We start from the raw sequence: 24,328 nt of genomic DNA, 5'->3' as shown, positions 1-24,328 counted from the left end.
GCTTTGCTTGGATAGCTACACGATTGGTTCTGAAGTCATCTGTACTAGTAATAAGCCAAAACCATCTAAACCACCATCATTAGTATAACTAACTCCAATTTTTTCATCTAGTTTGACACCCATCTCCTTGACTAGACCACGAGCAAAAGTTTCAAATTTTTGTGGTGACATAGATTTTAAAGCTCTTGTCAACTCAACTCTCCAATTTTCTTTTGAGTCATCTAGTGAATGTTTTAATTCCTTTTCAAAGGATAACTTGAAGAATTGTTTTGACTTCTTCTCATTTTTCCAAAATTGAATGGCTTTCTGTTGAATATCGCTAGCAAAATGCTCATCTAGTTTCACTTTTCTACCTAATTCTGTCAATTCAAAAGTCGATTGCTTGGGTTTAGAAAGATAGCCCGTGATAAGCAAACTTTTGGCAGAAAAATTAAAAGTGTAATCACTAGGTTTATAAATTTTTCCACTTTTTTGAGACACTTTTTCTTCCTCAAAAAAATTCTCATCTATCGTATTTTCTCCCTTTTTAATAGCATCTAGCAACTCTCGTTTGGTTGCATAGCCACCTAGCTTTTTTAAATTCCTGATAATTTCACTTATCATTATTTTTTCCTGTTCTTTATTAGACAAATCTGCAAAGTTCATCATTTATCTCCTTTGTTCTCCATTTATTATATCATGTTATAAACCCGAAAATATAAAAAAAGCCACCTTTCGATGGCTTTCAGGAGATTATTATGAAAAAGTTTAGGATTTCTATCAAATAAAGTTAGGAGGTCTTCATCTGATGATGTTAGTATAAACCCGCTAGCTTAAAATTAACTTAAGAAGAGACGTATTATTTAAAAATTTTTAAATTCTTTGTTTTTTACGCATAAAAAGCGAGCTTGAACTCGCTTCCGACTATAATTTCTATTACAAACTTGACCAAACGCTTTCTAAAATATTAGTTTGTTCACGACCTGGTCCAACAGAGAAAGTGGAAATGCGAACACCAACAAGTTCACTCACACGGCGGACGTAGTTGCGGGCGTTTTCTGGCAACTCTTCTAAACTGCGAACGCCTGTAATGTCCTCTGACCAGCCTGGTAATTCTTCATAGATTGGTTTGCAGCGTTTGAGTTGCTCTAAACTAGCTGGGTAATGGTCAATACGTTCACCGTCTAGGTCGTAAGCTACACAGATTTTAACTATATCCAGTCCCGTCAAAACGTCAATTGAATTGAGAGAAAGGTTTGTAATCCCAGACACACGGCGACTGTGACGCATAACAACCGAATCAAACCAACCAACACGACGAGGACGCCCTGTGGTCGTTCCATATTCATGTCCAACTTCACGAATGCGGTTGCCTACTTCATCAAACAGTTCTGTAGGAAATGGTCCGTCACCAACACGACTGGTATAGGCTTTGCAAACCCCAACAACCTTGTCAATTTTGCTTGGACCCACACCGGAACCAATCGTCACACCACCTGCAACAGGATTGGAAGAGGTAACAAATGGATAAGTGCCCTGGTCAATATCTAGCATCACTCCCTGCGCTCCTTCAAAAAGGACACGTTTACCTTGATCAAGAGCGTCGTTCAAGATAACCGACGTATCTGTCACGTATTGTTTAATCTGTTGACCATAAGCGTAGTATTCTTCAAAAATATCGTCAAATTGGATAGCTGTGCTGTCGTAGAGTTTTTCAAAGAGACGATTTTTTTCAGCTAAGTTGCGCTCCAAACGTTCTCTGAAAATATCTTTATCCAACAAATCCGCAATGCGGATTCCCACGCGAGCTGCTTTGTCCATATAAGCTGGACCAATCCCCTTGATAGTCGTTCCGATTTTGTGATCACCTTTGGCTTCTTCTTGCAGACGGTCCAACTCGATATGATAAGGAAGAATCACATGTGCACGATCTGAAATGCGCAGATTATCTGTTGTGACATCTTCGCCATGCAAATAAGCTAATTCATTTACCAAAGATTTTGGATTGACTACCATTCCATTTCCGATAACAGAGATTTTCTCTGGGAAGAAAATACCTGACGGAATCAAGTGCAATTTATACTTTTTACCGTCAATTACAATGGTGTGACCGGCATTGTCTCCGCCTTGATAACGGGCAATAACTTCGGCATTAGCTGAAAGGAAATCTGTAATCTTTCCTTTTCCTTCATCTCCCCACTGGGTTCCTACAACTACAACTGATGTCATAATCTTGTCTGAGCTAAGCGCTCGTCCTTTCTTGTCTACATGGCAGGAGTTTCACCTGCAATTATGTCTTACACTCTATTATAAGAAAAATTCCTTCTTTTTTCAAGATAAGACTATCGCAGTTGTTTGCAAATGACGAAGTTTGAGGCCCCCTCTTTTGGAAAATTCTTATCCTATCTAAAATAGAATCGTTTTCTTTTAAAAAAGGTTCGGAAAACGTAGTAGAAATTTGTTTTCTGAGCATTTTTATAATAGACTAAAAGTATTAGAAAACAAACAGGTATTTCTCATGAACATCAATCACTTATTCGAAAAATTAGCAGCAGATGCACCTATTTTACAAGCTACTTTCGGGTTGGAAAGGGAGGGCTTGCGCATCAATCAAGACGGAAAATTAGCGCAAACTCCTCATCCTCAAGCATTTGGAAGCCGTAATTTTCACCCGACGATTCAGACCGATTTTAGTGAGCAGCAATTAGAACTCATCACCCCGACTGCAACTTCTACAAAGGAAGCAATGCGTTTTCTTGCTGCAATTACCGATGTAGCTGGACGTACCATTTCCAAAAGCGAAGCAATCTGGCCGCTCTCTATGCCTCCAAAATTGTCACCAGCAGAAATTCAAATTGCTCATTTAGAAAACGATTTTGAGCGTCATTATCGAGAAAGTTTAGCAAAAAAATATGGAAAAACGCTACAAGCTATCTCAGGCATTCACTACAATGTGGAATTGGGATCCGACTTGATTCAAGCTCTTTTCAAGGTCAGTGATTACCAAAATATTCGGCTTTTTAAAAATGACCTCTATCTTAAATTGGCTCGAAACTTTTTACGGTTCCGCTGGTTTCTGACTTATTTATACGGGGCAGCACCAATTGCTGAAGAAGGGGGGGTGACGAGAAAGATTTCTCAGCCTGTACGCTCTATCCGCAACAGTGATTTGGGATATGTAAATGATAAAAAGATTCACATTTCCTATGCTTCACTAGAGTCTTATGTGAGCGATATAGAGAAATACGTGGTACAAGGCGATTTAATTGCCGAGAAAGAATGCTACACACCCGTCCGCTTTCGTGGGCAAAAAGAAAATCGGCGTTACTTGGAAAAAGGCATTACCTATTTGGAATTCCGCTGCTTTGACCTCAATCCTTTTGAGGTGCTGGGAATCAGCCAAGAAACTATGGACACGGTTCATCTCTTTTTGCTTGCCTTGCTCTGGCTAGATGATATAGCAGACCCTGATGAAATCCTAGAGCAAGCTCATGATCTAAATGAAAAAATCGCTCTTAGCCACCCTCTGACTCCTTTGCCTGTTGAAGCTGATAGTAATCTGCTCCTTAGAGCCATGCAAGCTGTCATCCACCAGTTCGGATTAAGCTCCTATTATCAAGACCTGCTTCATCATGTGAAAGATGCAGTTGCTAATCCCAGCCTGACCCTTTCTGCCCAGCTCTTGCCTTATATTTATAACCAATCCTTAGAAGCCTTTGGTTTGGAAAAAGCTAAAGAATATCACCACTACGCCTGGACTGCTCCATACGCTCTGAAAGGCTACGAGGAAATGGAGCTCTCTACCCAGATGCTGCTCTTTGATGCGATTCAAAAAGGGTTGCAGGTCGAAATATTGGACGAAAGTGACCAGTTTTTAAAACTTCAACATAAAGATCACATCGAGTATGTCAAAAATGGCAATATGACCTCAAAGGACAACTATATCGTGCCTCTTGCGATGGCAAATAAGACGGTGACTAAGAAAATTTTATCTGCTGCTGGTTTTCCTGTTCCTGCTGGAGCTGAATTCTCCACTCTGGAAGAAGGGCTAGCTTACTATCCCCTTATCAAAAATATGCCGATTGTTGTCAAACCCAAATCCACCAACTTCGGGTTAGGAATTTCTATTTTTCAGGAACCAGCCAGCAGAAACAGTTACCAAAAAGCATTGGAAATTGCCTTTTCAGAGGACAGCTCTGTCCTTGTCGAAGAATTTATCGCAGGAACCGAGTACCGTTTCTTTGTCCTAGACGGCAAATGTGAGGCGGTGCTTCTGCGCTTAGCAGCCAACGTTGTAGGAGACGGTCAGCACACCATTCGAGAACTGGTAGCTTTTAAAAATACCAATCCCCTACGAGGGCGCGACCATCGCTCTCCACTGGAAATGATTGAGCTTGGTGAGATTGAGCTACTCATGCTAGCCCAGCAAGGTTATAAAGCAGATGATGTCTTACCGCAAGGGGTTCAAGTCTTTCTCCGTCGCAATTCTAATATATCCACTGGTGGAGACTCAGTAGATGTGACTGAAACCATGCACACCTCCTATAAGGAACTAGCAGCAGATATGGCAACAGCTATGGGGGCTTGGGTCTGTGGCGTGGATTTAATTATCCCAGATAGCACACTTTCAGCCAGCAAAAACAATCCTAACTGTACCTGCATTGAGCTCAATTTCAATCCTTCCATGTATATGCACACTTATTGTGCAGAAGGTCCCGGTCAAAGCATTACACCTAAAATATTAGCTAAACTTTTCCCAGAAATCCATTAAACACTAGATACACTGTAAAACGAGCCGAAAACAACAGCTCGTTTTTTTATGTATACCTTTCAATGAAAAATAGAAATATCTGCTAGAATTTCTCAGCTACTCCCAGTCCCTGCCATGTCCATGCTTAATTTCAAATTCAAAATAACCGTCTTCTTGGATTTTTTTGAAAATGTCACGATAAGCTTCTTCATCAAAAAACGGTCCTTTATAAAGAATTTCAAAACTTAAACCGTCGTATTCTAAGTAGGCGCGCGAAGAGCGAAAACCATTTCTCTTGTAGAAATCCATACGGGCTTTTCGCTGTTCCAGATTATCACAAGGCTCATCAAGTCGTTCTACCTCTAGCACCATAGTCCTTTGATAAAAATCCACCAACTTATCAATAATCTTCCCGCCATAACCATGACTACGCAAATGAGGCATAATCGCAAAAAAACTGATATAAAAGGCTTTGTCATTGTAGACTGAAAAGACAAAACCGACAAATTCATTGCCATCATAAAAGGCAAAGAAATGAGAATACTCTCCATCTCCATAGCGTAGCAACTCTGATAGCGGTGTACGCTCTTCCTCAGGAAAAGCTTCTGTGTTGAGTCGTTCCACTTTTTCTAAATCTGGAAATTCAGCTGTAACAATCTGACTAGTTAAAGACATGATTTTCTCCCCTTTTAACTGCTTTTCTTTTATTTTATCAAAAATGAAGGTATTTGAGAACTATTGGACTAACATTCATAACCATAAAAGGGGTCGGATTCTACCAACCTCTTTTTCGGAATTCTTAATTCATCACAATCATCGCTTTAATTGTTCTTCTGTCAGCCATATCTTTGTAGGCTTGGTCAATGTTTTCCAATTTGTAAGATTGAGTGAAAACTTTACCAGGATTGATTTGACCGTCTAGAACTGCTTTTAGCAAGATTTCTTTGTCATAAGTTGTACAAGAAGCTGGTCCACCAGCCATTGCCAAGTTGACCATCCAGTAGTCACCGATATTGATGTCTCCTGTATGTGGCACACCGACGCGTCCGACAACAGCACCTGGACGAGCAATTTTAGTAGCCGTATCCACAGATTGTTCTGTTCCGACACATTCTAAAACAGCATCTGCACCTACTCCATCGGTCATCTGCATAACTTTCTCAACAGCTTCATCACCCCGCTCTGCAACAATGTCAGTCGCACCAAATTCACGCGCTAATGCTTGACGATCTGCATGACGACTCATCGCAATAATCCGTTTAGCCCCCAATAGCTTGGCAGCAATGACACCGCACAAACCAACGGCTCCGTCTCCCATAACAACGACTGTATCTCCTGCCTTTACTTCAGCTGTCTTTGCCGCATGATAACCCGTCGCCATTACATCCGCCAAAGTCAAGAGTGAATTCAGCATATCATCAGAATAATCCTCTGGCTGTCCTGGAATTTTAACCAAAGCCCAATTGGCATTCGTAAAGCGAAGGTATTCTCCTTGGTAGCCAGCATTGCCTCCGCCTTCCATATTTAGGCAATCACCATCAAAGCCTGCACGACAAGCCGCACAATGCCCACAGCCATGAGTAAAGGGTACAACGACAAAATCACCTGCTTTTATATCCGTCACAGCTGATCCGATTTCTTCTACCACGCCAATCGCTTCGTGACCCGCTAATGTGTTTGGCTCGCGCTTAGAAATGCCACGGAACCACCACAAATCAGAACCACATACACAAGCTCTGACAATTCGGATAATCGCATCCGTTTCCTTTTCCAACTGCGGACGCGCAACCTCTCTTACCTCCATTTTCCCTGGTTCTACAAAAACTGCTGCTTTCATCTTATTGTTCCTTTCTCTATTAAAAAGATGATGCTCCACATTCATCAAAAAGATAAAATATTTACACTTTTATTATATACCTTGGAGTGCACTCGAAGTCAAGAAATTTTTGAAAAATCTTAGCAGCCCATGATTATTTTCAACTAAACTTTTTATTAAACATATCGTTCAGTACCGTCTTTGATGCTTTTTTATGCTAAAATAGACTTAGAAATTTTAGAAGAAACGGGATTATAGAATTTATGTCCAGAAGAGATTATAGGAATGTACGTTCTAGAAGATGGATTGGTATACTGCTTATTTTTATCGCAGTCGGTATTATTATGCAGTACCTCATCCCGATCCTCTTTGCCATCGGTATAGGCTACGGAATTTACTACTATGCAACCCATCAGCCGAAAAAAATTACAGGACCTAGCGCCAGTCAGCAAATTGAAGATTTGAAAGAGGAAATCGGTGCCGCAGATAGTCGAATCAAACAATTAGATGCTTACCTAGAAGAAAAGGCTTATGAAAAATACCAACAGTTAGCTGAACAGCTCTTACCTCAATTAAGCTATATCCAAAGTCGGACTGATACCTTGAAAAAACATATCTCACCTGAGATTTACCAGCGGATTCAACGGAAAGTGCAAGACGTAACAGCAGATATTCATGCTCAACTTTACAACCTCCGCACGCAAGATGCTGAGAGTACAAAGTCAAACCTTGAAGAATTAGCACCAGAATTGCTCGAAACCATTCACAATATCCAAACCGACCATGAAGCTATTCTCAAGAAAATTTCTCAGTCAGAAAGCAACAACAAGGAAGAATTAACTGCGATCCATCAATCTCAAATGGAGCATTATGAGGATATTTTGGAGGGCTACCTAAAAATCAAGGCTTCCCCGAAAGATTTTTACAATGCCGAAGAACGACTGTCCAGCGCCAAAGCGGCTATTGAGCAGTTTGATTTAGACTTGGATGAAACACTCCGTCAGCTCAACGAAGCTGATCTACGAGATTTTGACATCAGCTTGCGGATTTTAACTAAAAAAGAGACGAACACAGAACTATAACATCAAAAGGAGACCTTATGAGCCAAGAATTTAACTTCGACATTGACAAAATCGCTAACAATGCCATTACGAAAACGGATAAAACCACCGAAATCATTGAATCAACCAGAACTCAAGCAAATGGGCAGTTAACTTTTTTGGAGAAATTAACTCCTGAACAACAAAATGCTATCATGGTAAAAGCCCCACAGTTGGTAGATAACTTTATTTCCGACCAAAATGCTCTTTTAGATTTTGGGCAAGCCGCAGTCGAAGATGTTAATAATACTGTCAACCGTATTTTAGCCGAGCAAAAGAAGCTTCAAATCCCACAAGTCGATGAATTGCTAAAAAACACTAATAAAGAGTTAAATGGTTTTGTTGCTAAGTACAAGGATGCTCAAATTGCAGAACTAGATAAAAAGCCAAATTTCTTAGAAAAACTCTTTAAACAAAGCAAGAATACCTTGCAAGAGTTCTATTTTGATTCACAAAATATCGAGCAAAAAATGGACGGAATGGCTGCTACTGTCGTCAAGCAAGAAGATGTACTCGCACGCAATATCGTTTCTGCTGAGATGTTGATTGAAGACAATACCAAATCCATTGAAAATCTAGTCGGTGTCATTTCCTTTATTGAAGCTAGTCAAAGAGAAGCCAGTGCACGTGCCTTGACTCTTCAAAATGAAGTGGCACAATTAGATACCGCCACTCTAGATTACCAAACCAAATCACAAGAATTGGCCCGCTTGACTGAAGTTGTCAATACATTGGAACAGCAACACACTGAATACATCAGCCGTCTATATGTTGCTTGGACCACTACCCCGCAAATGCGTAATCTCGTGAAGGTGTCTTCTGATATGCGCCAAAAACTCGGCATGCTCCGTCGCAACACCATTCCGACCATGAAGCTCTCTATTGCTCAACTAGGTATTTTGCAACAATCAATGAAATCTGGTCAGGTAGCGGACGCCATTTCTAATGCCAACAATGCAGCGCTTCAAATGCTGGCTGAAACCAGCAAAGAAGTCATTCCACAAATGGAGAGAATCTCGCAAAATCCAACAATTGCAGTCGAATCTGTTACTAAGTTGGCTGAAAGCTTAGTTGCTCAAAACCAAGGTATTATCGAAGCCATTGACAAAGGACGGGAGAAACGCGCTCTCCTTGAAGCGACTGTTATCCAATCCGCTGAAACCATTAACGACTCTGTTAAACTACGCGACCAAAAGATTATTCAGGCTCTGCTAGATCAGGGAAAAGAAACTCAAAAAGAAGTGGATGAACGAACTACAAACGAAAACTAATGGACTGGAACAAGAGTTTAGGACAAAAGTTTCCTAAATTCTTACAATATACTATTTTTTCACCGAAACGAAATTGGCGCTTGGTGGTTTTCATTCCTTGCTATGCAAAGAATGAGACCAGCCTCGTCAACTATGCGGGGTGGGACAACAAAATCAATTTCTTACGAAATACCGATTTTTGTCCCGCTCCCTTTTCTTTTTTTATGTTACAATAAAGGGTATGGACAAGATTATTAAAACTATTTCAAAAAACGGTGCTTTCCGAGCTTATGTACTGGACAGTACTGAAACCGTTCGGACAGCTCAAGAAAAGCATCATACTCAGGCCAGCTCAACTGTAGCACTAGGCCGTACGCTCATTGCCAGTCAAATCCTTGCCGCAAATGAAAAAGGAGATACCAAAATCACCGTCAAAGTGCTAGGGACAAGCTCGCTCGGTGCTATTATCACCGTTGCAGATACAAAAGGTACGGTCAAAGGCTATGTGCAAAATCCCGGCGTAGACATTAAAAAAACCGCGACTGGCGAAGTGCTGGTCGGACCATTTGTTGGAAATGGCGAATTCCTCGTCATTACAGACTATGGAACTGGAAATCCTTATCATTCTATGACACCACTTGTATCCGGTGAGATTGGCGAAGATTTGGCATTCTATCTAACAGAAAGCCAGCAAACTCCGTCAGCTGTCGGGTTAAATGTTCTACTAGATGCCAATGACAAGGTCAAGGTTGCTGGTGGTTTCCTCTTGCAAGTCCTTCCTGGTGCCAAAGAAGAAGAAATCGCTCGCTTTGAAAAGCGAATCCAAGAAATGCCTGCTATTTCAACACTTTTAGAATCCGAAAACCATATTGAAGCCCTGCTTTCAGCTATCTACGGCAACGAACCTTACAAACGATTGTCAGAAGAAGAACTCCGCTTCCAATGTGATTGCAGCAAAGATCGGTTTTTAAATGCCCTCTCAAGTCTACCTAAGTCAGATCTTGAAGAAATGCGAGACGAAGACCACGGAGCTGAAATCACTTGCCAATTCTGCCAAAGAACATATCATTTTGACGAGAAAGACTTGGAGGAACTCATTCGTGACAAATCTTAATACCCCTTTTCTGATTGGCGATGTAAAAATTCCCAATCGAACGGTTCTCGCTCCTATGGCAGGGGTGACCAATTCGGCTTTTCGGACGATTGCAAAAGAGCTTGGCGCAGGACTTGTCGTCATGGAAATGGTTTCAGACAAGGGCATTCAGTACAACAACGAAAAGACACTTCACATGCTGCATATTGATGAAGGAGAACATCCCGTTTCCATTCAGTTGTTTGGGAGTGACGAAGATAGTTTGGCGCGCGCTGCCGAATTTATCCAAGAAAATACCCAAACAGATATTGTGGATATCAACATGGGCTGTCCTGTCAATAAAATTGTCAAAAACGAAGCTGGTGCAAAATGGCTCAAGGATCCAGACAAGATTTATTCTATTATCAGCAAGGTTCGGTCTGTTCTCAATATTCCGTTGACTGTGAAAATGCGCACTGGTTGGTCGGACGCCTCACTAGCTGTAGAAAATGCCTTAGCTGCGGAAAGTGCCGGTGCAGCAGCTCTTGCTATGCACGGACGCACACGCGAACAAATGTATACCGGTCACGCCGATCTTGAAACCCTCCACAGTGTTGCGCAAGCCTTAACCAAGATTCCTTTCATTGCCAATGGCGATATTCGTACCGTTCAAGATGCAAAACAACGTATAGAAGAAGTCGGTGCAGATGCAGTCATGATTGGACGTGCTGCCATGGGCAATCCTTACCTCTTCCAACAAATCAACCATTATTTTGAAACGGGAGAAATCTTGCCCGACCTCAGCTTTGAGGATAAAATGCACATTGCTTACGATCATTTGAAGCGCTTGATTGACCTTAAAGGAGAACATATCGCCGTTCGAGAATTTCGCGGTTTAGCTCCTCATTACCTCCGCGGAACAGCTGGTGCTGCCAAACTCCGCGGTGCTATTTCCCAAGCCAAGAGTCTTGCGGAAATTGAAGAATTGCTGCAAGTAAAAAGTAGCTAATTCAATCAATTCTTTACTAAATCATTCAGAAGGTCGTGATTCTTATTTCGACCTCTTTTTTATACGCTCAGGTGATAGTAAAAAGTTTTATTTACTCATAAAGCGGCTGTAAAAATGGAGTTCTTCTAACACCCGTTGTGCTAGCACATCCGCGCTGGGGTTTAAATCACAGTCAAACCAATAGAGCAAGATATTCCACATACCTCCAATCACCAGTAAATCAACAAATTTCTCACTACAATCAACCTGATTATGCCAAGGCAATTGTGACGTCGGAAGCATATTTGAAAAGTATGTTCTCTCAATATCAAAGACCAAACCTAACAAGTGCTGCTTTTTCAACAAATTCACATAGTAACTCTGTTCTCGCCAAAAACGAAAATAAAATGTCAACAAAGTTGGAAAGTCCTTAATTGCCGCCTCTTTTACTTTTGTAAAATAGTCTCGCAATAAGTTTTTAATGAAAAATTCTACAATCATCTTTTTTCCGTGAAAATGTCGGTAAAAAGTATTACGCGAAACCTGAGCCTCCGCACAGATCTCTGAAATCGTCAGTTCCTCAAAAGCGTCTTTTTCCAATAAACGAAATAGCCCTTCTGCAATCAACAGTTTTGATTGATAAACACGAGAATTCATTTTTCTCCTTTCCGTGACACAAAATAAATAAATTTGTACCGTTTATCAAAATTCCTTGAATCTTATCAATAGACTCACTATAATAGACTCATCTATTATACCAAATAGATTTCATTTTATTATTTAAGGAGAAAATAAATGTCTATTTTATTCCATTTTTGGAGCCTACCTATTCTCTTTCTTCTGCATGATTTTGAAGAGATAATTGTCATGCCTCTTTGGAAAAAACGTAAAAAGTTTCAAAACTTAAAAAATCAAAATCAATACTTTGGAGCAACAACAAATGGCTCTGCCTTTTCTGTTGGCGTTTTAGAAGAATTTATTATTTTATTGATTGTTTCAGCTATTTGTCAATTGTGCCATAATCAAACTCTATATCTAAGTTTCTGCATCGCTTATACTTTTCACTTTTTAATTCATTATAAAATGTGTTACCAATTTAAAGGTTACGTCCCCGGAGTTGTAACCGTTACTTTGCAAATTCCAATCATGTTTTTACTTATTTCTCATTATTGGCAATGGAATTTTAAAATGCTTGTTTATTTCGTCATTACAATGATTATCGTTTATACCAATCTTTATGTCATGCACCAAATTATGCCAAAAATTCAAGTAGCTTTCGAGCGATATATGAAAGGGTAAATTAGCCTTATATATTGTCACCCGTGATAGTAGTTTATAACTATAAAAACACCGCAAATGTATACTGTACTTCAAAAGTTAATTAAAAAAGGCTTTATAATCTCTATAGTGGGTAAATACACTTTGAACATTATAAAAGCCTTTTTAATATTTTATCTTGACAATTCAAGCTTTAAAAACTTTCCCAATTGTCAAGTCAAGTGCAACAAAGTTGTTCCTCTGATTAAGTGAGTATCTTTCAAGCTGTTTGAGCTAACTCAAACAGCTTTTTTGCGGACTGATAGCCATGGATTCGTCTAGGTCTTTCATTGATAGCCTTTGTATAGTCCTCTAAAAGTGTCGGATTTAGTTTTTTTAGTGAGGATCCTTTGGGAATGAACTCTCTTAATAATCCATTGAAATTCTCATTTGTGCCTCGTTCATAAGATGAATAGGCATGTGCAAAATAAACATCTAATCCCTCTATCTTACTCAATGATGAAAATTCGTTTCCATTATCTGCAGTTATGGACTTAATGGGATAAAGTTTCATACACTCTAAGACTGCTTGATTGACATACTCTGCTTTCTTTTCCACGAGTTTCTTTGTGACAGCATAGCGTGTTTATCGTTCTACCAATGTTAAAATAGAAGGTTCTCCTATTGTCTTTCCACCCAGAACAGAATCGATTTCCCAATCTCCAAAACGAGAACGATTATTAATCTCCTCTGGTCTTTCTTCAATTGACTTTCCTAGATGTTTCTTGGTAGAGGGACGCTTGTTAAATTTCTTACGGATCCGCACTGCTCTTGGTAAATCAATAACCTTAATCTCTAACAAACCTTGATGGATATAGTTATAGAGCGTCTTGGTTGAAGGAACAACTGCATCTACATGTTGGAGTCTATAGGTATGAACAAAGGTATCCACGCTATGCACCCTTGGTTTCTCTAGCATCCCGATAACGGTTATGGGCAGCATCTGCATAATAGTGTTGGTAGTAGACCTTCTGCCCATTGACTTTTTTCAATTGTGTTATGGAACCACGATTAATTTCACGAGTAATAGTAGAGCGATTTCTCCCCAGTCTACGAGCAATTTCAGCAGGTTTGAGTCCTACGCTTAAATAAGCTTCAATTTCTCCTCGCTCAGCTTCAGATAAGTGCTTGTAGGATTGATTTGTGGTAGAATAATTTGTGGACATGTTCATCTTCCTTTATACTGTTTTTCGCAACTCTAGTATATCAGATGAACATGTCTTCTGTGTTGCACTTCATTTTACAACAGGGCATTATTTTTCCATTTTAAACGATGGCATTATTTACTCAATTGTTATGCTTCCTCATTACCCTCCGCGGTGCCATTTCCCAAGCCAACAGTCTTGCAGAAATTGAAGAATTGTTGCAAGTCTAAACATCAAAAAGACACCAATCATCTGGGAAATTATTCCTAAATGGTTGATGTTTTTTATTAGTCATTTCTACTAGGTATCTATCCGAGTCATTTCAGTCCTTGCTTGATTGCGGTAAATGAGATCTTCTCGAACAGAGAAACCTAATCTTTCCCAAAACTGGTTTCCTTCTGTATTTCTTTTAAAGACAACCAAGGCAACCTTATGAATTTTCAAATCATCTAAGACGGTTAAAACCGTTTCAACCAGCTGTCTAGCGATCCCTCTCCTGCGGTAATTCGGATGAACTGCTGTATGGTAGATATAGGCTCTTCGTCCGTCCGAACCAACTAAAATCGCTCCGATAATCATTTGATTTTCTACTGCTACCAGACAAGTTTGAGGATTTCTCTGCAAAAACCGAGTAATTCCTTCTTTTGAATCATCTAAATCATTCAATCCCATGCCTGCACATGCCAACCACAATTGATAAACTTGGTCATAATCCGTTTCTGTCATTTCACGAATATTCATCTTTTAAGTCCTTATCTATTCCTGAACGCTTCAAGGAAAAACTCATAGCACTTCAAACTTCAGCTGCCCAGCCTTGACACCGACTTTCAAGCTTTGTCCCGTTTTTAGCTCACCTGCTAAAAGTAATTCTGATAAATGGTCTTCCACCTGAGTTTGTAGGGTTCTGCGAAGTGGCCTTGCTCCCATTTCAGGATCGTAACCTTTTTTAGCCAGAAGTTTCAAAGCACTAGGTTGGAATTTCAGCTCAATTCCTTTTTCAGCGAGACTGACAATGAGTGGTTTCACCATAATTTTTACCACTTCTTGCATGTCTTCGCTAGTCAGGCTATGGAAAACAACCTTTTCATCAATCCGGTTGATAAATTCCGGACGATAACTTTTCTTGAGCTCTTCCATCATCCGTTTTTCCATGTTTTCATGATCAAAGCGGGCATCACGCGCTCCAAAACCGACTGTCTTATCGTCCCGCAAACTTGTCGCACCAAGATTGCTGGTCATAATGATAATGGTATTAGAAAAATCCACCTTACGTCCCTTGCTGTCGGTCAGCACCCCGTCATCTAAGACTTGAAGAAGCACATTGAAAATATCAGGATGAGCTTTTTCCACCTCGTCAAAGAGGAGCACCGAATAAGGACGATTGCGAACTTTTTCAGTCAATTCGCCCCCTTCTTCATAACCGACATAACCTGGAGGCGCTCCATTGAGACGACTGGCAGCAAATTTCTCCATATATTCGGACATATCAAAGCGAATCAGTGCTGACTCATCATCAAAGAGGACTTCCGCCAAAGCCTTAGCCAGCTCAGTTTTTCCAACCCCGGTTGGACCCAAGAACATAAAGGAACCAATTGGACGTTTGCTGGTGCGGATGCCGGATTGATTGCGCCGAATCGCTCGACTGATAGCAGAAATTGCTTCATTTTGCCCAATGACCCGTTTGTGCAGTTCCTTTTCTAAATGGAGGTATTTCTTCGCATCTGTTTGCGTCAGCTTTTGCACAGGAATGCCCGATAAACCGCTGAGTGTTGCCAAAATATCCTCGTCTTTAACCTTTAGTTTGTAGACAATTGGCTGACTTTCTTTCTCCAACAAAGTGCCAACTTTTTTCCAATCGCCTGCCATTAAAGCCTCGTCTGCTGCACTCAATTCTGCTTTTACATGATTTTGCGGACCTTTACTTTGTACCATTGCAGCAGCTTCATCTAGCAAATCAATCGCCGAGTCAGGTAGATGTTTGCTTGTTAGATAACGATGAGCATACTTAACAGCTGTCTCAATCGCTGAATCTGTAATCACCACCTTGTGGTGTTCTTCATAGCTTTTCTTGAGTCCCTGTAAAATCGCAATACTATCAGCTACTGTCGGCTCTTCAATAGTAACTTTGGCAAATCGCCGTGAAAGAGCTGCATCCTTTTCAATATATTTCTGGTACTCTTCTTGTGTCGTTGCGCCAACCGTTCTGAGTGTCCCTCTAGCCAAAGCCGGCTTGAGAATGTTCGCTGCATCTAATGTCGAATCAATCCCGCTGCCAGAACCCATAATGGTATGAAGCTCATCAATGAAGAGAATCACGTACCCGTCTGCTTCAATATCATTGATAATATTATTCATCCGCTCTTCAAAATCGCCGCGAAAACGAGTCCCAGCTACCACATTCATCAAATCCAGCTCTAGAACTCTCATCTTTGCAAGCTCATTTGGCACCTGACCAGCAGCCACACGCTGTGCCAAACCAAGGACCAATGCTGTCTTCCCAACTCCTGCATCTCCTACCAACACTGGATTATTCTTCGTCTTGCGACTTAAAATCTGAAGCATACGCGAAATTTCTTCATCACGCCCAACGACCGGTTCTAAAAGACCAGCACGAGCCATTTCGGTTAAATCATGGGTATAGTCTTCTAGCCCGCCGCTGGTAGAAGGAGGCATTCCCATCATATTGGCCATCGTTTGTTTCGCTGCAGCAGTATTTTTATTTAAGTGGCGAATAGCCTTTATATCTTCTTTACCCCAGCTAGCCTTATGCTCTAAGTTTTTCCGAAGATCGGTCATGCGCAAAACGCCTTCTTTATCCTCATAGCTAAAGCCTGTAAATTCAAGGAGACGTGCCGCCAAACTTCCTCTGTCAAACAGCATAGCTAACAACACATGCTCTGTCCCAAGATTCTTAGCATGCACAGCCTCTGCAATTCGCTCAGCTGTCAAAAACAACACTTTCATACGATGAGAAAATGGCCAAATGGTAAAGCTTCCCTCTTGTTGATAAATCTTTCCTGTGATATGAAAGGCTGCTTTCTCAAAATCATCAATTTCAAGTGGGTAATCATTTAAAACTGAACCAGCAACACTATAAGGATTATTTGCCATAGCAATCAACAGCTGCCAAGACTCTAAATAATCCGTTTCAAAATGACTTGCCAATAACTGTGCTGATTCAATACTTTCTGTCAAAGCTTTTGAATATTTCATATATTAGTTTTTCCCTTTTCTATCAACTTGTTGTAAAATCTTCTTTAACATCCGCGCACGAATTCGTGCAGCATCTGTTCCCAATACTCTATCAGTCGTCGTCGCTAAAAGAAGATTGCCTTCTCGTTCTGTCATAATTTTTTCATCAAATAGTAGCTGAATAATATCTGTAAAAACCTGCTGACTGATTTGCTCGCCGACGCTATGCAGCAAATCACAAAGCAGCTCATGATGATTGGAAAACTCAATCCGACCAATCCGAATGTAGCCACCTCCACCGCGCTTACTTTCGACAACATAGCCACGACTTTCCGTAAAACGTGTCTTGATAACATAATTTATCTGACTCGGAACAACCTGAAAAACATCTGCAATTTCACTGCGCTTTAACTCTGCAATCCCAGCTTGAGCTAAAATCGCTTTGATATATTCCTCAATACTGTCTGACGTATTCTTATGGCTCATGACAACCCTTTCTTCCAGTTCTTTCTTTTGCTCCATAAATGAGCAACTGACATTGACTATCTTTGACTAATATTATACCGAAAATCTCTTATTTTTGAAAGAAAAAGACCTAAATGAAAAACTGAAAAGTCTGATTATTCAAGCAAGTGAAAAAGCTTATAGAATAGGAATAATTTGAGTGTAAACGCTTGCCTTTTGATTTTAAAGCGTTATAATATAGATGAAAATTTGACGATAATAATAACAGGAGGCCAAATGAATGAAAATGGATTGGTTCAAATATACACGTCATGTACTGGTTTGGTTGGTTTCAACTTTATTCTTTTTTACAGTTATTTCTGCTGATTATGTGGATGTCCAAGTCGTCCCGTTAGTCATCTGCTTATTTGCTCCATTTTTATTTGAACCGTCTTCAATAAACCCTAGAACAAAATGGACAATTGATTTAGCCATCATTGCTGTAAGTGTCTGTGCTATTCTCTTTACACAAACATACCGAATCGCTTTTACCTACTCCGAAATTACCTATCTACTAATTTCTTTAATCGTTTTAATATTTGTAGACTCTGTGATTTCTCACAAGGGATTCACGAAAAAAATTGTAAAATAAAAGCAGACACTACTAGAAAAGGCTAGAGAGTTATATCAGCTCTCTAACCTTTTTATTTATGATTTAAACGCTAGCTATTGATTGCCTTAGTTTTGACCAAGAGCAGCAGCCATCGTAGCAGCTACTTCTGATTCAAAATCGTTGGCAGCTTTTTCAATACCGTCACCCACTTCAAAACGAGTAAAGCTTGCAATTGTCACACCTTGGCTTTCAAGAAACGCTTCAACAGTCTTGCTATCGTCCATGATGTAAACTTGCGCAAGTAATGTGTAAGCTTGGTCAACTTTTGTATTGTCTAACATAAAGCGATCCATTTTACCAGGAATAATTTTGTCCCAGATTTTTTCTGGTTTACCTTCAGCCGCAAGACCAGCTTTGATGTCTTCTTCAGCTTGTGCAATCACTTCATCCGTCAATTGAAGTTTAGAACCAAATTTATAGTGTGGAAGCGCTGGTTTACCAACCATTGCACGACTTTCGTTGTCTTGATCAATTTTGTGGTTCATTTGAGCCAATTCATCATGGATAAATTCTTCGCTCAATTCTTTGTATGAAAGAACAGAAGGCTTCATAGCTGCAACATGCATTGCCACGTGTTTTGCAAGATCCTCGTCACTACCTGAAAGAACAGTGATTACTCCGATACGTCCGCCATTGTGTTGGTAAGCACCAAATACTTGATCATCTGCTTTTTCAACAACTGCAAAACGACGGAATGAGATTTTTTCTCCGATTGTAGCAGTTGCACTAACATAAGCAGCTTCAAGTGTTTCACCTGAAGGCATTGTCAAAGCAAGAGCTTCTTCGTTGTTAGCTGGTTTGCCTTCTGCGATAACTTTAGCTGTTTCATTTACCAATTCAACAAATTGAGCATTTTTTGCTACAAAGTCTGTTTCTGAGTTCACTTCAACGATAGCAGCAACATTGCCGTTTACATAGACACCCGTCAATCCTTCAGCAGCAACACGGTCTGCTTTTTTAGCAGCTTTTGCCATACCTTTTTCACGAAGCAATTCAATTGCTTTTTCGATATCGCCCTCTACTTCTACAAGTGCTTTTTTAGCGTCCATGACACCAGCACCAGATTTTTCGCGCAATTCTTTTACAAGCTTAGCTGTAATTTCTGCCATTTTGATCCTCCAATTAAGATATTACGATTTTATTTAATAAAAAGGGGAGGGCTAGGCCCCGCCCCATAGGTTCGTTACTTGATTATTCGTTTGAGCCTTCGACAACTTCAACGATTTCTTCGATAGAATCTGCTTGTGAATCAGCTGCAGCTAATTCTGCTTCTACTGATTCAACGTTGTCTTCTCCTTGACGGCCTTCGATAATCGCATCAGCCATTTTCGCAGTGATTAACTTAACAGCACGAATAGCATCATCGTTAGCTGGGATAATCACATCAATGTCATCTGGATCTGTATTTGTATCCACCATTGCTACAACTGGAATACCTAATTTCTTAGCTTCTTTAACAGCGATTTGTTCTTTATGTGGATCCACAACATACATCACATCTGGAATACGTGGCATTTCTTCGATACCACCCAAGAATTTTTCAAGACGAGCGCGTTGTTTGTTAAGAAGAGCGACTTCTTTTTTAGGAAGAACATCAAAAATTCCGTCTTCTTCCATACGTTTGATTTCTTTCAAACGAGCAACACGTTTTTGAATCGTTTCCCAGTTTGTAAGTGTTCCACCCAACCAACGGTGGTTGATGTAGTATTGACCAGCACGTTCTGCTTCTTCTTTTACAGCATCAGCAGCTTGTTTTTTCGTACCAACAAACAAGATAACTGCATCGTTAGCAGCTGCGTCACGCATAAAGTCGTATGCTTGATCTGCCAATTTTACAGTTTGTTGCAAGTCGATAACGTGGATACCGTTACGTTCTGTGAAGATGTACTTCGACATCTTAGGGTTCCAGCGACGAGTTTGGTGACCAAAGTGTACACCAGCCTCAAGAAGTTGTTTCATTGAAATTACTGCCATGAGTAATGTCTCCTTTTTTGTTTTTTCCCTCTCCCAGATTTCAACTCGCAAAACCACCCGTAGGCAACGGCTTCACAATTCATCTGAAATGAGTATTTGCCGATTACACGACATCTACTATCATATCAAAATTTCTTCCATTTTACAAGAGAATTTCTGTTTTTTCATGCCAAATGCACGAAGAAAATCATTCGAAATTTATAACCTTTGAAAAGGGGAAAGTTCTGACTTATCTTAATCGCTATAGTCCTTTAAATAGGCTCTTAATTCTCGAATCATGGCTTGGCGGCCTTTGAAACGTTCATCAGCTAGTAAGCGCTCGTACTGCTCTTGTTTCTCTGGACTCAGTTGAGCTTGATAGCTCTTTAGCTGGTCTCGGAGAATCACCAATTCATCCAGATACAACTCTTTCAGGCTGAGCTTGTGACCAATCTCGCTCACTTCTTCATAAGCTTGACGATCGAGTTTGCGTTTTTGGCTTTCCTGTTTACGGAGGATGTCCAGGATATGATTGCGGAACTTGGTCTTATAGTAAACATAGAGCTGACTTTCTGTCTCTACCAGCTGCGGATAGCGACTTACCAACTGATAGAGTACTAACATGCCCTCTTGGTCCCAATCGCTTAATTCCCACAGGTGGACATAATATTCCCGACGGCACTTTAATACAATCCCCCTTACCTTCCCATACAACTCCTTGAACTCCATTTCCTTCTCCTTCCTTGCTCTTACCTTTTAAGGATAGCATGAAGGAGAAACCTTTGGTTTTCTTCTATCTATTCTACTCTTTTTGGTTTCTATTTCGTACTTCTTAATACACCTATCTATCTCTTCAGGCACTTTTACATGCTGTTCAGCGGGTAAAGTTAAAACTAGTAGCTGTGATAAATTCAGCATTATAATTCTATAAGTTCTGTAGTGAGTCACCGATTATGAAATTCTAAAAAACGCCTGCTTACGAAATTGTTTTTTTGTAAAAGCAATTTCGTAAACAAGCGTCTACATTCTTATCATAAGATGAGTGTTCCCGCTAGGAAAAATCCTAGCGGTAGACCAGAGCTAGACTAAGAGTAACATTACTCCATCATCATAACACTCAACAAAATTGATAAAAATTATACTAATTCAATGATTGCCATTGGGGCAGCATCACCACGACGTGGTTCAGTTTTAAGGATACGAGTATATCCACCGTTACGTTCTGCATAACGAGGAGCTAAATCAGAGAATAATTTTTGAAGAGCAGTAGTTGAAGTGTACTTTTCTGTTTCTTCATCATAGTTTTCTGATGCAATTTCGTTACGAACAAAAGCTGCTGCTTGACGACGAGCGTGCAAATCACCACGTTTACCCAAAGTAATCATTTTTTCAACTGTTTTACGGATTTCCTTAGCACGAGCTTCTGTTGTCACAATTGATTCATTGATAATCAAGTCAGTGGTCAAGTCGCGAAGCATTGCTTTACGTTGTGAGCTAGTGCGCCCTAGTTTACGGTAAGCCATGTTTTCCTCCTTTATTTATCGTTTTTTAATCCAAGACCGAGATCAGCAAGTTTTACTTTCACTTCTTCAAGACTCTTACGTCCTAGATTTCTTACTTTCATCATTTCAGGTTCAGTTTTTTCTGTCAAATCAAATACAGTATTGATACCAGCACGTTTCAAACAGTTGTACGAACGAACTGACAAATCTAATTCTTCAATTGTACGATCCAACACACGATCATCTGAAACTTTTTCTGTTTCTTTCATCACATCAGTAGATTTTGCTACTTCAGTTAAGTTAGTAAACAGGTCTAAATGTTCCGTTAAAATGCGCGCAGAAAGCCCTAGAGCATCTTCTGGAATAATCGTCCCATCTGTCATGATTTCAAGAGTTAATTTATCAAAACCATCATTGCTACCAACGCGAGCTGGTTCCACTTGATAATTAACTTTTTTCACCGGCGTATAGATTGAATCTACCGCAAGTGTTCCTACTGGTGCATCATCTTTTTTATTTTCATCAGCTGGTACATAACCACGACCTGTATTTACGGTCATAATAGCTTTTAAGCTAGCACCTTCACCAATTGTAAAGAGATAATGATCAGGGTTTACAATTTCAATATCACTATCTGTCAAAATATCACCAGCAGTGATTTCTGCAGGGCCTTCAACATCAAGCTCAATTGTCTTTTCGTCTTCGACGTAAGATTTTACAGCAATCCCTTTGACGTTCAAAATAATCTGCATCACGTCTTCACGGACACCTGGAACTGTATCAAATTCGTGTAATACACCTTCAATATTGATAGATGTTACAGCAGCACCTGGTAGAGATGCAAGAAGTACACGACGAAGTGAGTTCCCAAGCGTTGTACCATAACCACGTTCTAGTGGTTCTACTACAAATATGCCGTAGTTTTTATTTTCATCAATTTTTGTTATATTTGGTTTTTCAAACTCAATCATTTAGTTACTCCCTCTTAAACGAAAAGCAGTGTAATGGTTTATGATTATACACGGCGACGTTTTGGAGGACGAGCACCATTGTGTGGCACAGGAGTCACATCACGAATAGCTGTTACTTCAAGACCAGCGGCAGCAAGCGCACGAATAGCTGACTCACGACCAGAACCTGGACCTTTAACAGTAACTTCAACTGATTTAAGACCGTGTTCTTGTGCAGACTTTGCAGCAGCTTCAGATGCCATTTGGGCAGCAAATGGTGTAGATTTACGAGAACCTTTAAATCCAAGAGCTCCAGCAGATGACCAAGCAATTGCATTACCATGCACATCAGTAATCATAACAATAGTGTTGTTAAATGTAGCGTGAATATGAGCAATACCAGATTCGATATTTTTCTTCACACGACGTTTACGTGTTGGTTTAGCCAAGACTTTTTACCTCCTTATATTATTTTTTCTTACCAGCAATCGCAACAGCTTTACCTTTACGAGTGCGAGCGTTGTTCTTAGTGTTTTGTCCACGTACAGGAAGTCCACGACGATGACGGATTCCACGATATGAACCAATTTCCATCAAACGTTTGATGTTTAAGTTTACTTCACGACGGAGGTCACCTTCAACTTTGATGGCATCCACTTCACGACGGATAGCGTCTTCTTGATCAGATGTTAAATCTTTCACACGAATATCTTCTGAAACTCCAGCAGCTGCTAAAATTTTCTTAGATGTTGGAAGACCAATACCGTATACATAAGTCAGTGAAACAACTACACGTTTGTCATTTGGAATATCAACTCCAGCAATACGAGCCATTTTTTCTCCTTTCTATTATCCTTGACGTTGTTTGTGTTTTGGATTTGCTGGGCAAATCACCATAACACGACCATTACGACGAATAACTTTGCAGTATTCGCAAATTGGTTTGACCGATGGTCTTACTTTCATTTCTTATCCCTCCAAGTATTTCGATTATTTAAAGCGGTAAGTGATCCGTCCACGTGTCAAATCATAAGGACTCATCTCGACAGTAACACGGTCTCCCGCTAAAATACGAATATAGTTTTTACGAATTTTACCAGAAACTGTTGCTAAAATCTGATGTCCATTTTCAAGTTCAACCGTAAACATTGCATTCGGCATTGTATCAACTACTTTGCCTTCAACTTCAATCACATCGTCTTTTGCCACGCAAAAGCACCCCCTAAATTTCGATTCATTCCTCTGAGCACAGAGGTAACAATTATAAGTCAGACTAATTCATTGTATCACTACTTGTCAAATATTGCAAGTGTAAAAAACGCTTTTATTTTAACTTTAACAAGACTTTTTCAATGTCTTTAAATACATCATCAATCTCTTGATTTCCTTGAATATCATAAACCAAGCTTTGAGAACGATAGTGCTCAATAATTGGTGCTCCTTGAGCGATATTGACATCTAAACGGCGTTTCACGGTTTCTGGTTTATCATCCTCACGTTGGTAATAATCCTCTTCATTATAATCTGCTGGTGGATTGAAGACTTTATGAAAGGTTTCTCCCGTTTTTTTGTGAATAATCCGTCCGCTCAAGCGCTCTAGCAAGCTGTTAGGATCCACTTCGATATTGACAACCCCATCCAAAGCAAGACCAAGTTCAGCAAGTGTCTGATCCAGTGCATGAGCTTGCTCAATGGTGCGTGGGTAGCCATCTAATAAAAAACCTTTTTCTTTAATATCATCTTGTGCTAAACGTTCTTTGACAATTCCATTGGTCACTTCGTCTGGCACTAATTCACCTTTGTCAATATATGATTTCGCAAGCATACCCATTTCAGTTTGGTTTGCCATGGCTGCACGGAACATATCCCCTGTTGAGATATGCGCAACACCAAATTCCTCCACGATTTTGGCCGCTTGAGTCCCCTTGCCTGCACCTGGCAAGCCCATAATCAAAAGATTCATGATCCTTCTCCTTTTTTGTTTTTAAATAAATCTATTACAAATTCTTAGTAAACTTGTTTAAAAACAAAATAGAAAGAGTGGGACAGACTTCAGAAAATCTATGATTTTCGATTTGCTCTCCCACCCCGCAACATAGTTGATTTAGGATGAAAACAAAAGCTCATTTTCATCATCAACCACTGCGTTCGTACTTTAACGCAAATTGCTTTTAAAGTATAGAATATCTTTCTTTAC

Annotated in this window: 25 protein-coding genes and 1 pseudogene; 7 read left to right on the top strand and 19 right to left on the bottom strand. The window is 40.0% G+C overall.

Translation table 11 applies throughout. The annotated features are described in order from the left end of the window. Positions 1–15: 15 nt before the first annotated feature. On the bottom strand, positions 16–648 hold the full coding sequence (locus tag ABKA15_RS00930) for a hypothetical protein (RefSeq protein ID WP_239684967.1): 633 nt from the start codon (positions 646–648) through the stop codon (positions 16–18). Between the two features lie 267 nt (positions 649–915). Further along, a complete protein-coding gene (locus tag ABKA15_RS00925) occupies positions 916–2,208 on the bottom strand; it encodes an adenylosuccinate synthase (protein WP_003030580.1) in 1,293 nt (430 codons plus the stop codon). Between the two features lie 289 nt (positions 2,209–2,497). On the opposite strand from ABKA15_RS00925, the gene gshAB reads away from it, so the two are divergent. Next, positions 2,498–4,750, top strand: coding sequence for a bifunctional glutamate--cysteine ligase GshA/glutathione synthetase GshB (gene gshAB / locus ABKA15_RS00920; RefSeq protein WP_049514453.1), 2,253 nt, complete (start codon positions 2,498–2,500; stop codon positions 4,748–4,750). A gap of 96 nt (positions 4,751–4,846) precedes the next feature. Here the strand turns inward: gshAB and ABKA15_RS00915 are convergent, their stop codons facing one another. Beyond that, positions 4,847–5,404, bottom strand: coding sequence for a GNAT family N-acetyltransferase (locus ABKA15_RS00915; protein ID WP_049514451.1), 558 nt, complete (start codon positions 5,402–5,404; stop codon positions 4,847–4,849). A 124-nt stretch (positions 5,405–5,528) separates the two neighbouring features. Continuing rightward, entirely contained in the window at positions 5,529–6,566 is a 1,038-nt protein-coding gene (locus ABKA15_RS00910; protein WP_049514449.1) for a zinc-dependent alcohol dehydrogenase family protein, read from the bottom strand. 242 nt (positions 6,567–6,808) lie between these two features. Here ABKA15_RS00910 and ABKA15_RS00905 point away from each other — a divergent pair, with 242 nt between their 5' ends. The 4 genes from ABKA15_RS00905 to dusB all read left to right on the top strand — a co-directional run bounded on the left by ABKA15_RS00905 (position 6,809) and on the right by dusB (position 10,976). Beyond that, on the top strand, positions 6,809–7,627 hold the full coding sequence (locus ABKA15_RS00905; RefSeq protein WP_049514448.1) for a hypothetical protein: 819 nt from the start codon (positions 6,809–6,811) through the stop codon (positions 7,625–7,627). 17 nt (positions 7,628–7,644) lie between these two features. After that, entirely contained in the window at positions 7,645–8,916 is a 1,272-nt protein-coding gene (locus tag ABKA15_RS00900) for a toxic anion resistance protein (RefSeq protein WP_350015355.1), read from the top strand. 220 nt (positions 8,917–9,136) lie between these two features. Continuing rightward, positions 9,137–10,009, top strand: coding sequence for an Hsp33 family molecular chaperone HslO (gene hslO, locus ABKA15_RS00895; protein WP_049514445.1), 873 nt, complete (start codon positions 9,137–9,139; stop codon positions 10,007–10,009). Then, complete coding sequence (dusB, locus tag ABKA15_RS00890; protein WP_049514443.1) at positions 9,996–10,976, top strand: tRNA dihydrouridine synthase DusB; 981 nt, start codon at positions 9,996–9,998, stop codon at positions 10,974–10,976. The genes hslO and dusB overlap by 14 nt, the downstream gene beginning before the upstream one ends. A gap of 87 nt (positions 10,977–11,063) precedes the next feature. On the opposite strand, the gene ABKA15_RS00885 is transcribed toward dusB, so the two are convergent. After that, positions 11,064–11,612: a TetR/AcrR family transcriptional regulator gene (locus ABKA15_RS00885; RefSeq protein ID WP_049514440.1), complete on the bottom strand. Its 549-nt coding sequence runs from the start codon at positions 11,610–11,612 to the stop codon at positions 11,064–11,066. A gap of 138 nt (positions 11,613–11,750) precedes the next feature. Between ABKA15_RS00885 and ABKA15_RS00880 the strand changes: the two genes are divergently transcribed. Further along, the gene (locus ABKA15_RS00880; RefSeq protein ID WP_049514438.1) at positions 11,751–12,254 is read left to right on the top strand and encodes an HXXEE domain-containing protein; all 504 of its coding nucleotides are present in this window, start codon (positions 11,751–11,753) and stop codon (positions 12,252–12,254) included. 238 nt (positions 12,255–12,492) lie between these two features. Here ABKA15_RS00880 and ABKA15_RS00875 read toward each other — a convergent pair. From ABKA15_RS00875 to ABKA15_RS00860, 4 genes and pseudogenes are all read right to left on the bottom strand, one after another. Beyond that, a pseudogene (locus tag ABKA15_RS00875) lies at positions 12,493–13,438 on the bottom strand (IS30 family transposase). A 279-nt stretch (positions 13,439–13,717) separates the two neighbouring features. After that, positions 13,718–14,158 carry a GNAT family N-acetyltransferase gene (locus ABKA15_RS00870; protein ID WP_049514297.1) on the bottom strand — a complete coding sequence of 147 codons (441 nt, stop codon included), beginning with the start codon at positions 14,156–14,158 and terminating at the stop codon, positions 13,718–13,720. 42 nt (positions 14,159–14,200) lie between these two features. Then, positions 14,201–16,630, bottom strand: coding sequence for an ATP-dependent Clp protease ATP-binding subunit (locus ABKA15_RS00865; protein ID WP_049514299.1), 2,430 nt, complete (start codon positions 16,628–16,630; stop codon positions 14,201–14,203). 3 nt (positions 16,631–16,633) lie between these two features. Further along, complete coding sequence (locus ABKA15_RS00860) at positions 16,634–17,095, bottom strand: CtsR family transcriptional regulator (RefSeq protein WP_049514304.1); 462 nt, start codon at positions 17,093–17,095, stop codon at positions 16,634–16,636. Between the two features lie 259 nt (positions 17,096–17,354). Between ABKA15_RS00860 and ABKA15_RS00855 the strand changes: the two genes are divergently transcribed. Further along, on the top strand, positions 17,355–17,705 hold the full coding sequence (locus ABKA15_RS00855; protein ID WP_049514301.1) for a hypothetical protein: 351 nt from the start codon (positions 17,355–17,357) through the stop codon (positions 17,703–17,705). 86 nt (positions 17,706–17,791) lie between these two features. Here the strand turns inward: ABKA15_RS00855 and tsf are convergent, their stop codons facing one another. The 10 genes from tsf to ABKA15_RS00805 all read right to left on the bottom strand — a co-directional run bounded on the left by tsf (position 17,792) and on the right by ABKA15_RS00805 (position 24,094). After that, the gene (gene tsf / locus ABKA15_RS00850) at positions 17,792–18,835 is read right to left on the bottom strand and encodes a translation elongation factor Ts (RefSeq protein WP_049514302.1); all 1,044 of its coding nucleotides are present in this window, start codon (positions 18,833–18,835) and stop codon (positions 17,792–17,794) included. Between the two features lie 82 nt (positions 18,836–18,917). Continuing rightward, positions 18,918–19,700, bottom strand: coding sequence for a 30S ribosomal protein S2 (gene rpsB, locus ABKA15_RS00845; RefSeq protein WP_049514303.1), 783 nt, complete (start codon positions 19,698–19,700; stop codon positions 18,918–18,920). A gap of 234 nt (positions 19,701–19,934) precedes the next feature. Further along, positions 19,935–20,408, bottom strand: a complete 474-nt coding sequence (locus ABKA15_RS00840) for a sigma-70 family RNA polymerase sigma factor (RefSeq protein WP_192208621.1) — start codon at positions 20,406–20,408, stop codon at positions 19,935–19,937. A gap of 407 nt (positions 20,409–20,815) precedes the next feature. Next, positions 20,816–21,202, bottom strand: coding sequence for a 50S ribosomal protein L17 (rplQ, locus tag ABKA15_RS00835; RefSeq protein ID WP_003026513.1), 387 nt, complete (start codon positions 21,200–21,202; stop codon positions 20,816–20,818). 11 nt (positions 21,203–21,213) lie between these two features. Beyond that, a complete protein-coding gene (locus ABKA15_RS00830; RefSeq protein ID WP_003029466.1) occupies positions 21,214–22,152 on the bottom strand; it encodes a DNA-directed RNA polymerase subunit alpha in 939 nt (312 codons plus the stop codon). A gap of 44 nt (positions 22,153–22,196) precedes the next feature. Beyond that, the gene (gene rpsK / locus ABKA15_RS00825) at positions 22,197–22,580 is read right to left on the bottom strand and encodes a 30S ribosomal protein S11 (RefSeq protein ID WP_001118385.1); all 384 of its coding nucleotides are present in this window, start codon (positions 22,578–22,580) and stop codon (positions 22,197–22,199) included. A 19-nt stretch (positions 22,581–22,599) separates the two neighbouring features. Next, on the bottom strand, positions 22,600–22,965 hold the full coding sequence (gene rpsM, locus ABKA15_RS00820) for a 30S ribosomal protein S13 (RefSeq protein WP_002262317.1): 366 nt from the start codon (positions 22,963–22,965) through the stop codon (positions 22,600–22,602). 15 nt (positions 22,966–22,980) lie between these two features. After that, the gene (gene rpmJ, locus ABKA15_RS00815; RefSeq protein WP_001808836.1) at positions 22,981–23,097 is read right to left on the bottom strand and encodes a 50S ribosomal protein L36; all 117 of its coding nucleotides are present in this window, start codon (positions 23,095–23,097) and stop codon (positions 22,981–22,983) included. Between the two features lie 24 nt (positions 23,098–23,121). Further along, positions 23,122–23,340: a translation initiation factor IF-1 gene (gene infA / locus ABKA15_RS00810; RefSeq protein WP_001029883.1), complete on the bottom strand. Its 219-nt coding sequence runs from the start codon at positions 23,338–23,340 to the stop codon at positions 23,122–23,124. Positions 23,341–23,455: 115 nt separating this feature from the next. Further along, complete coding sequence (locus ABKA15_RS00805) at positions 23,456–24,094, bottom strand: adenylate kinase (RefSeq protein WP_049512994.1); 639 nt, start codon at positions 24,092–24,094, stop codon at positions 23,456–23,458. Positions 24,095–24,328: the final 234 nt, after the last annotated feature.

This window comes from Streptococcus sp. KHUD_010, assembly GCF_040207525.1.
GTDB lineage: Bacteria > Bacillota > Bacilli > Lactobacillales > Streptococcaceae > Streptococcus > Streptococcus hominis.
The sequence above is the reverse complement of the archived record's forward strand: the minus strand, read 5'-3'. Positions and strand labels throughout refer to the sequence as shown.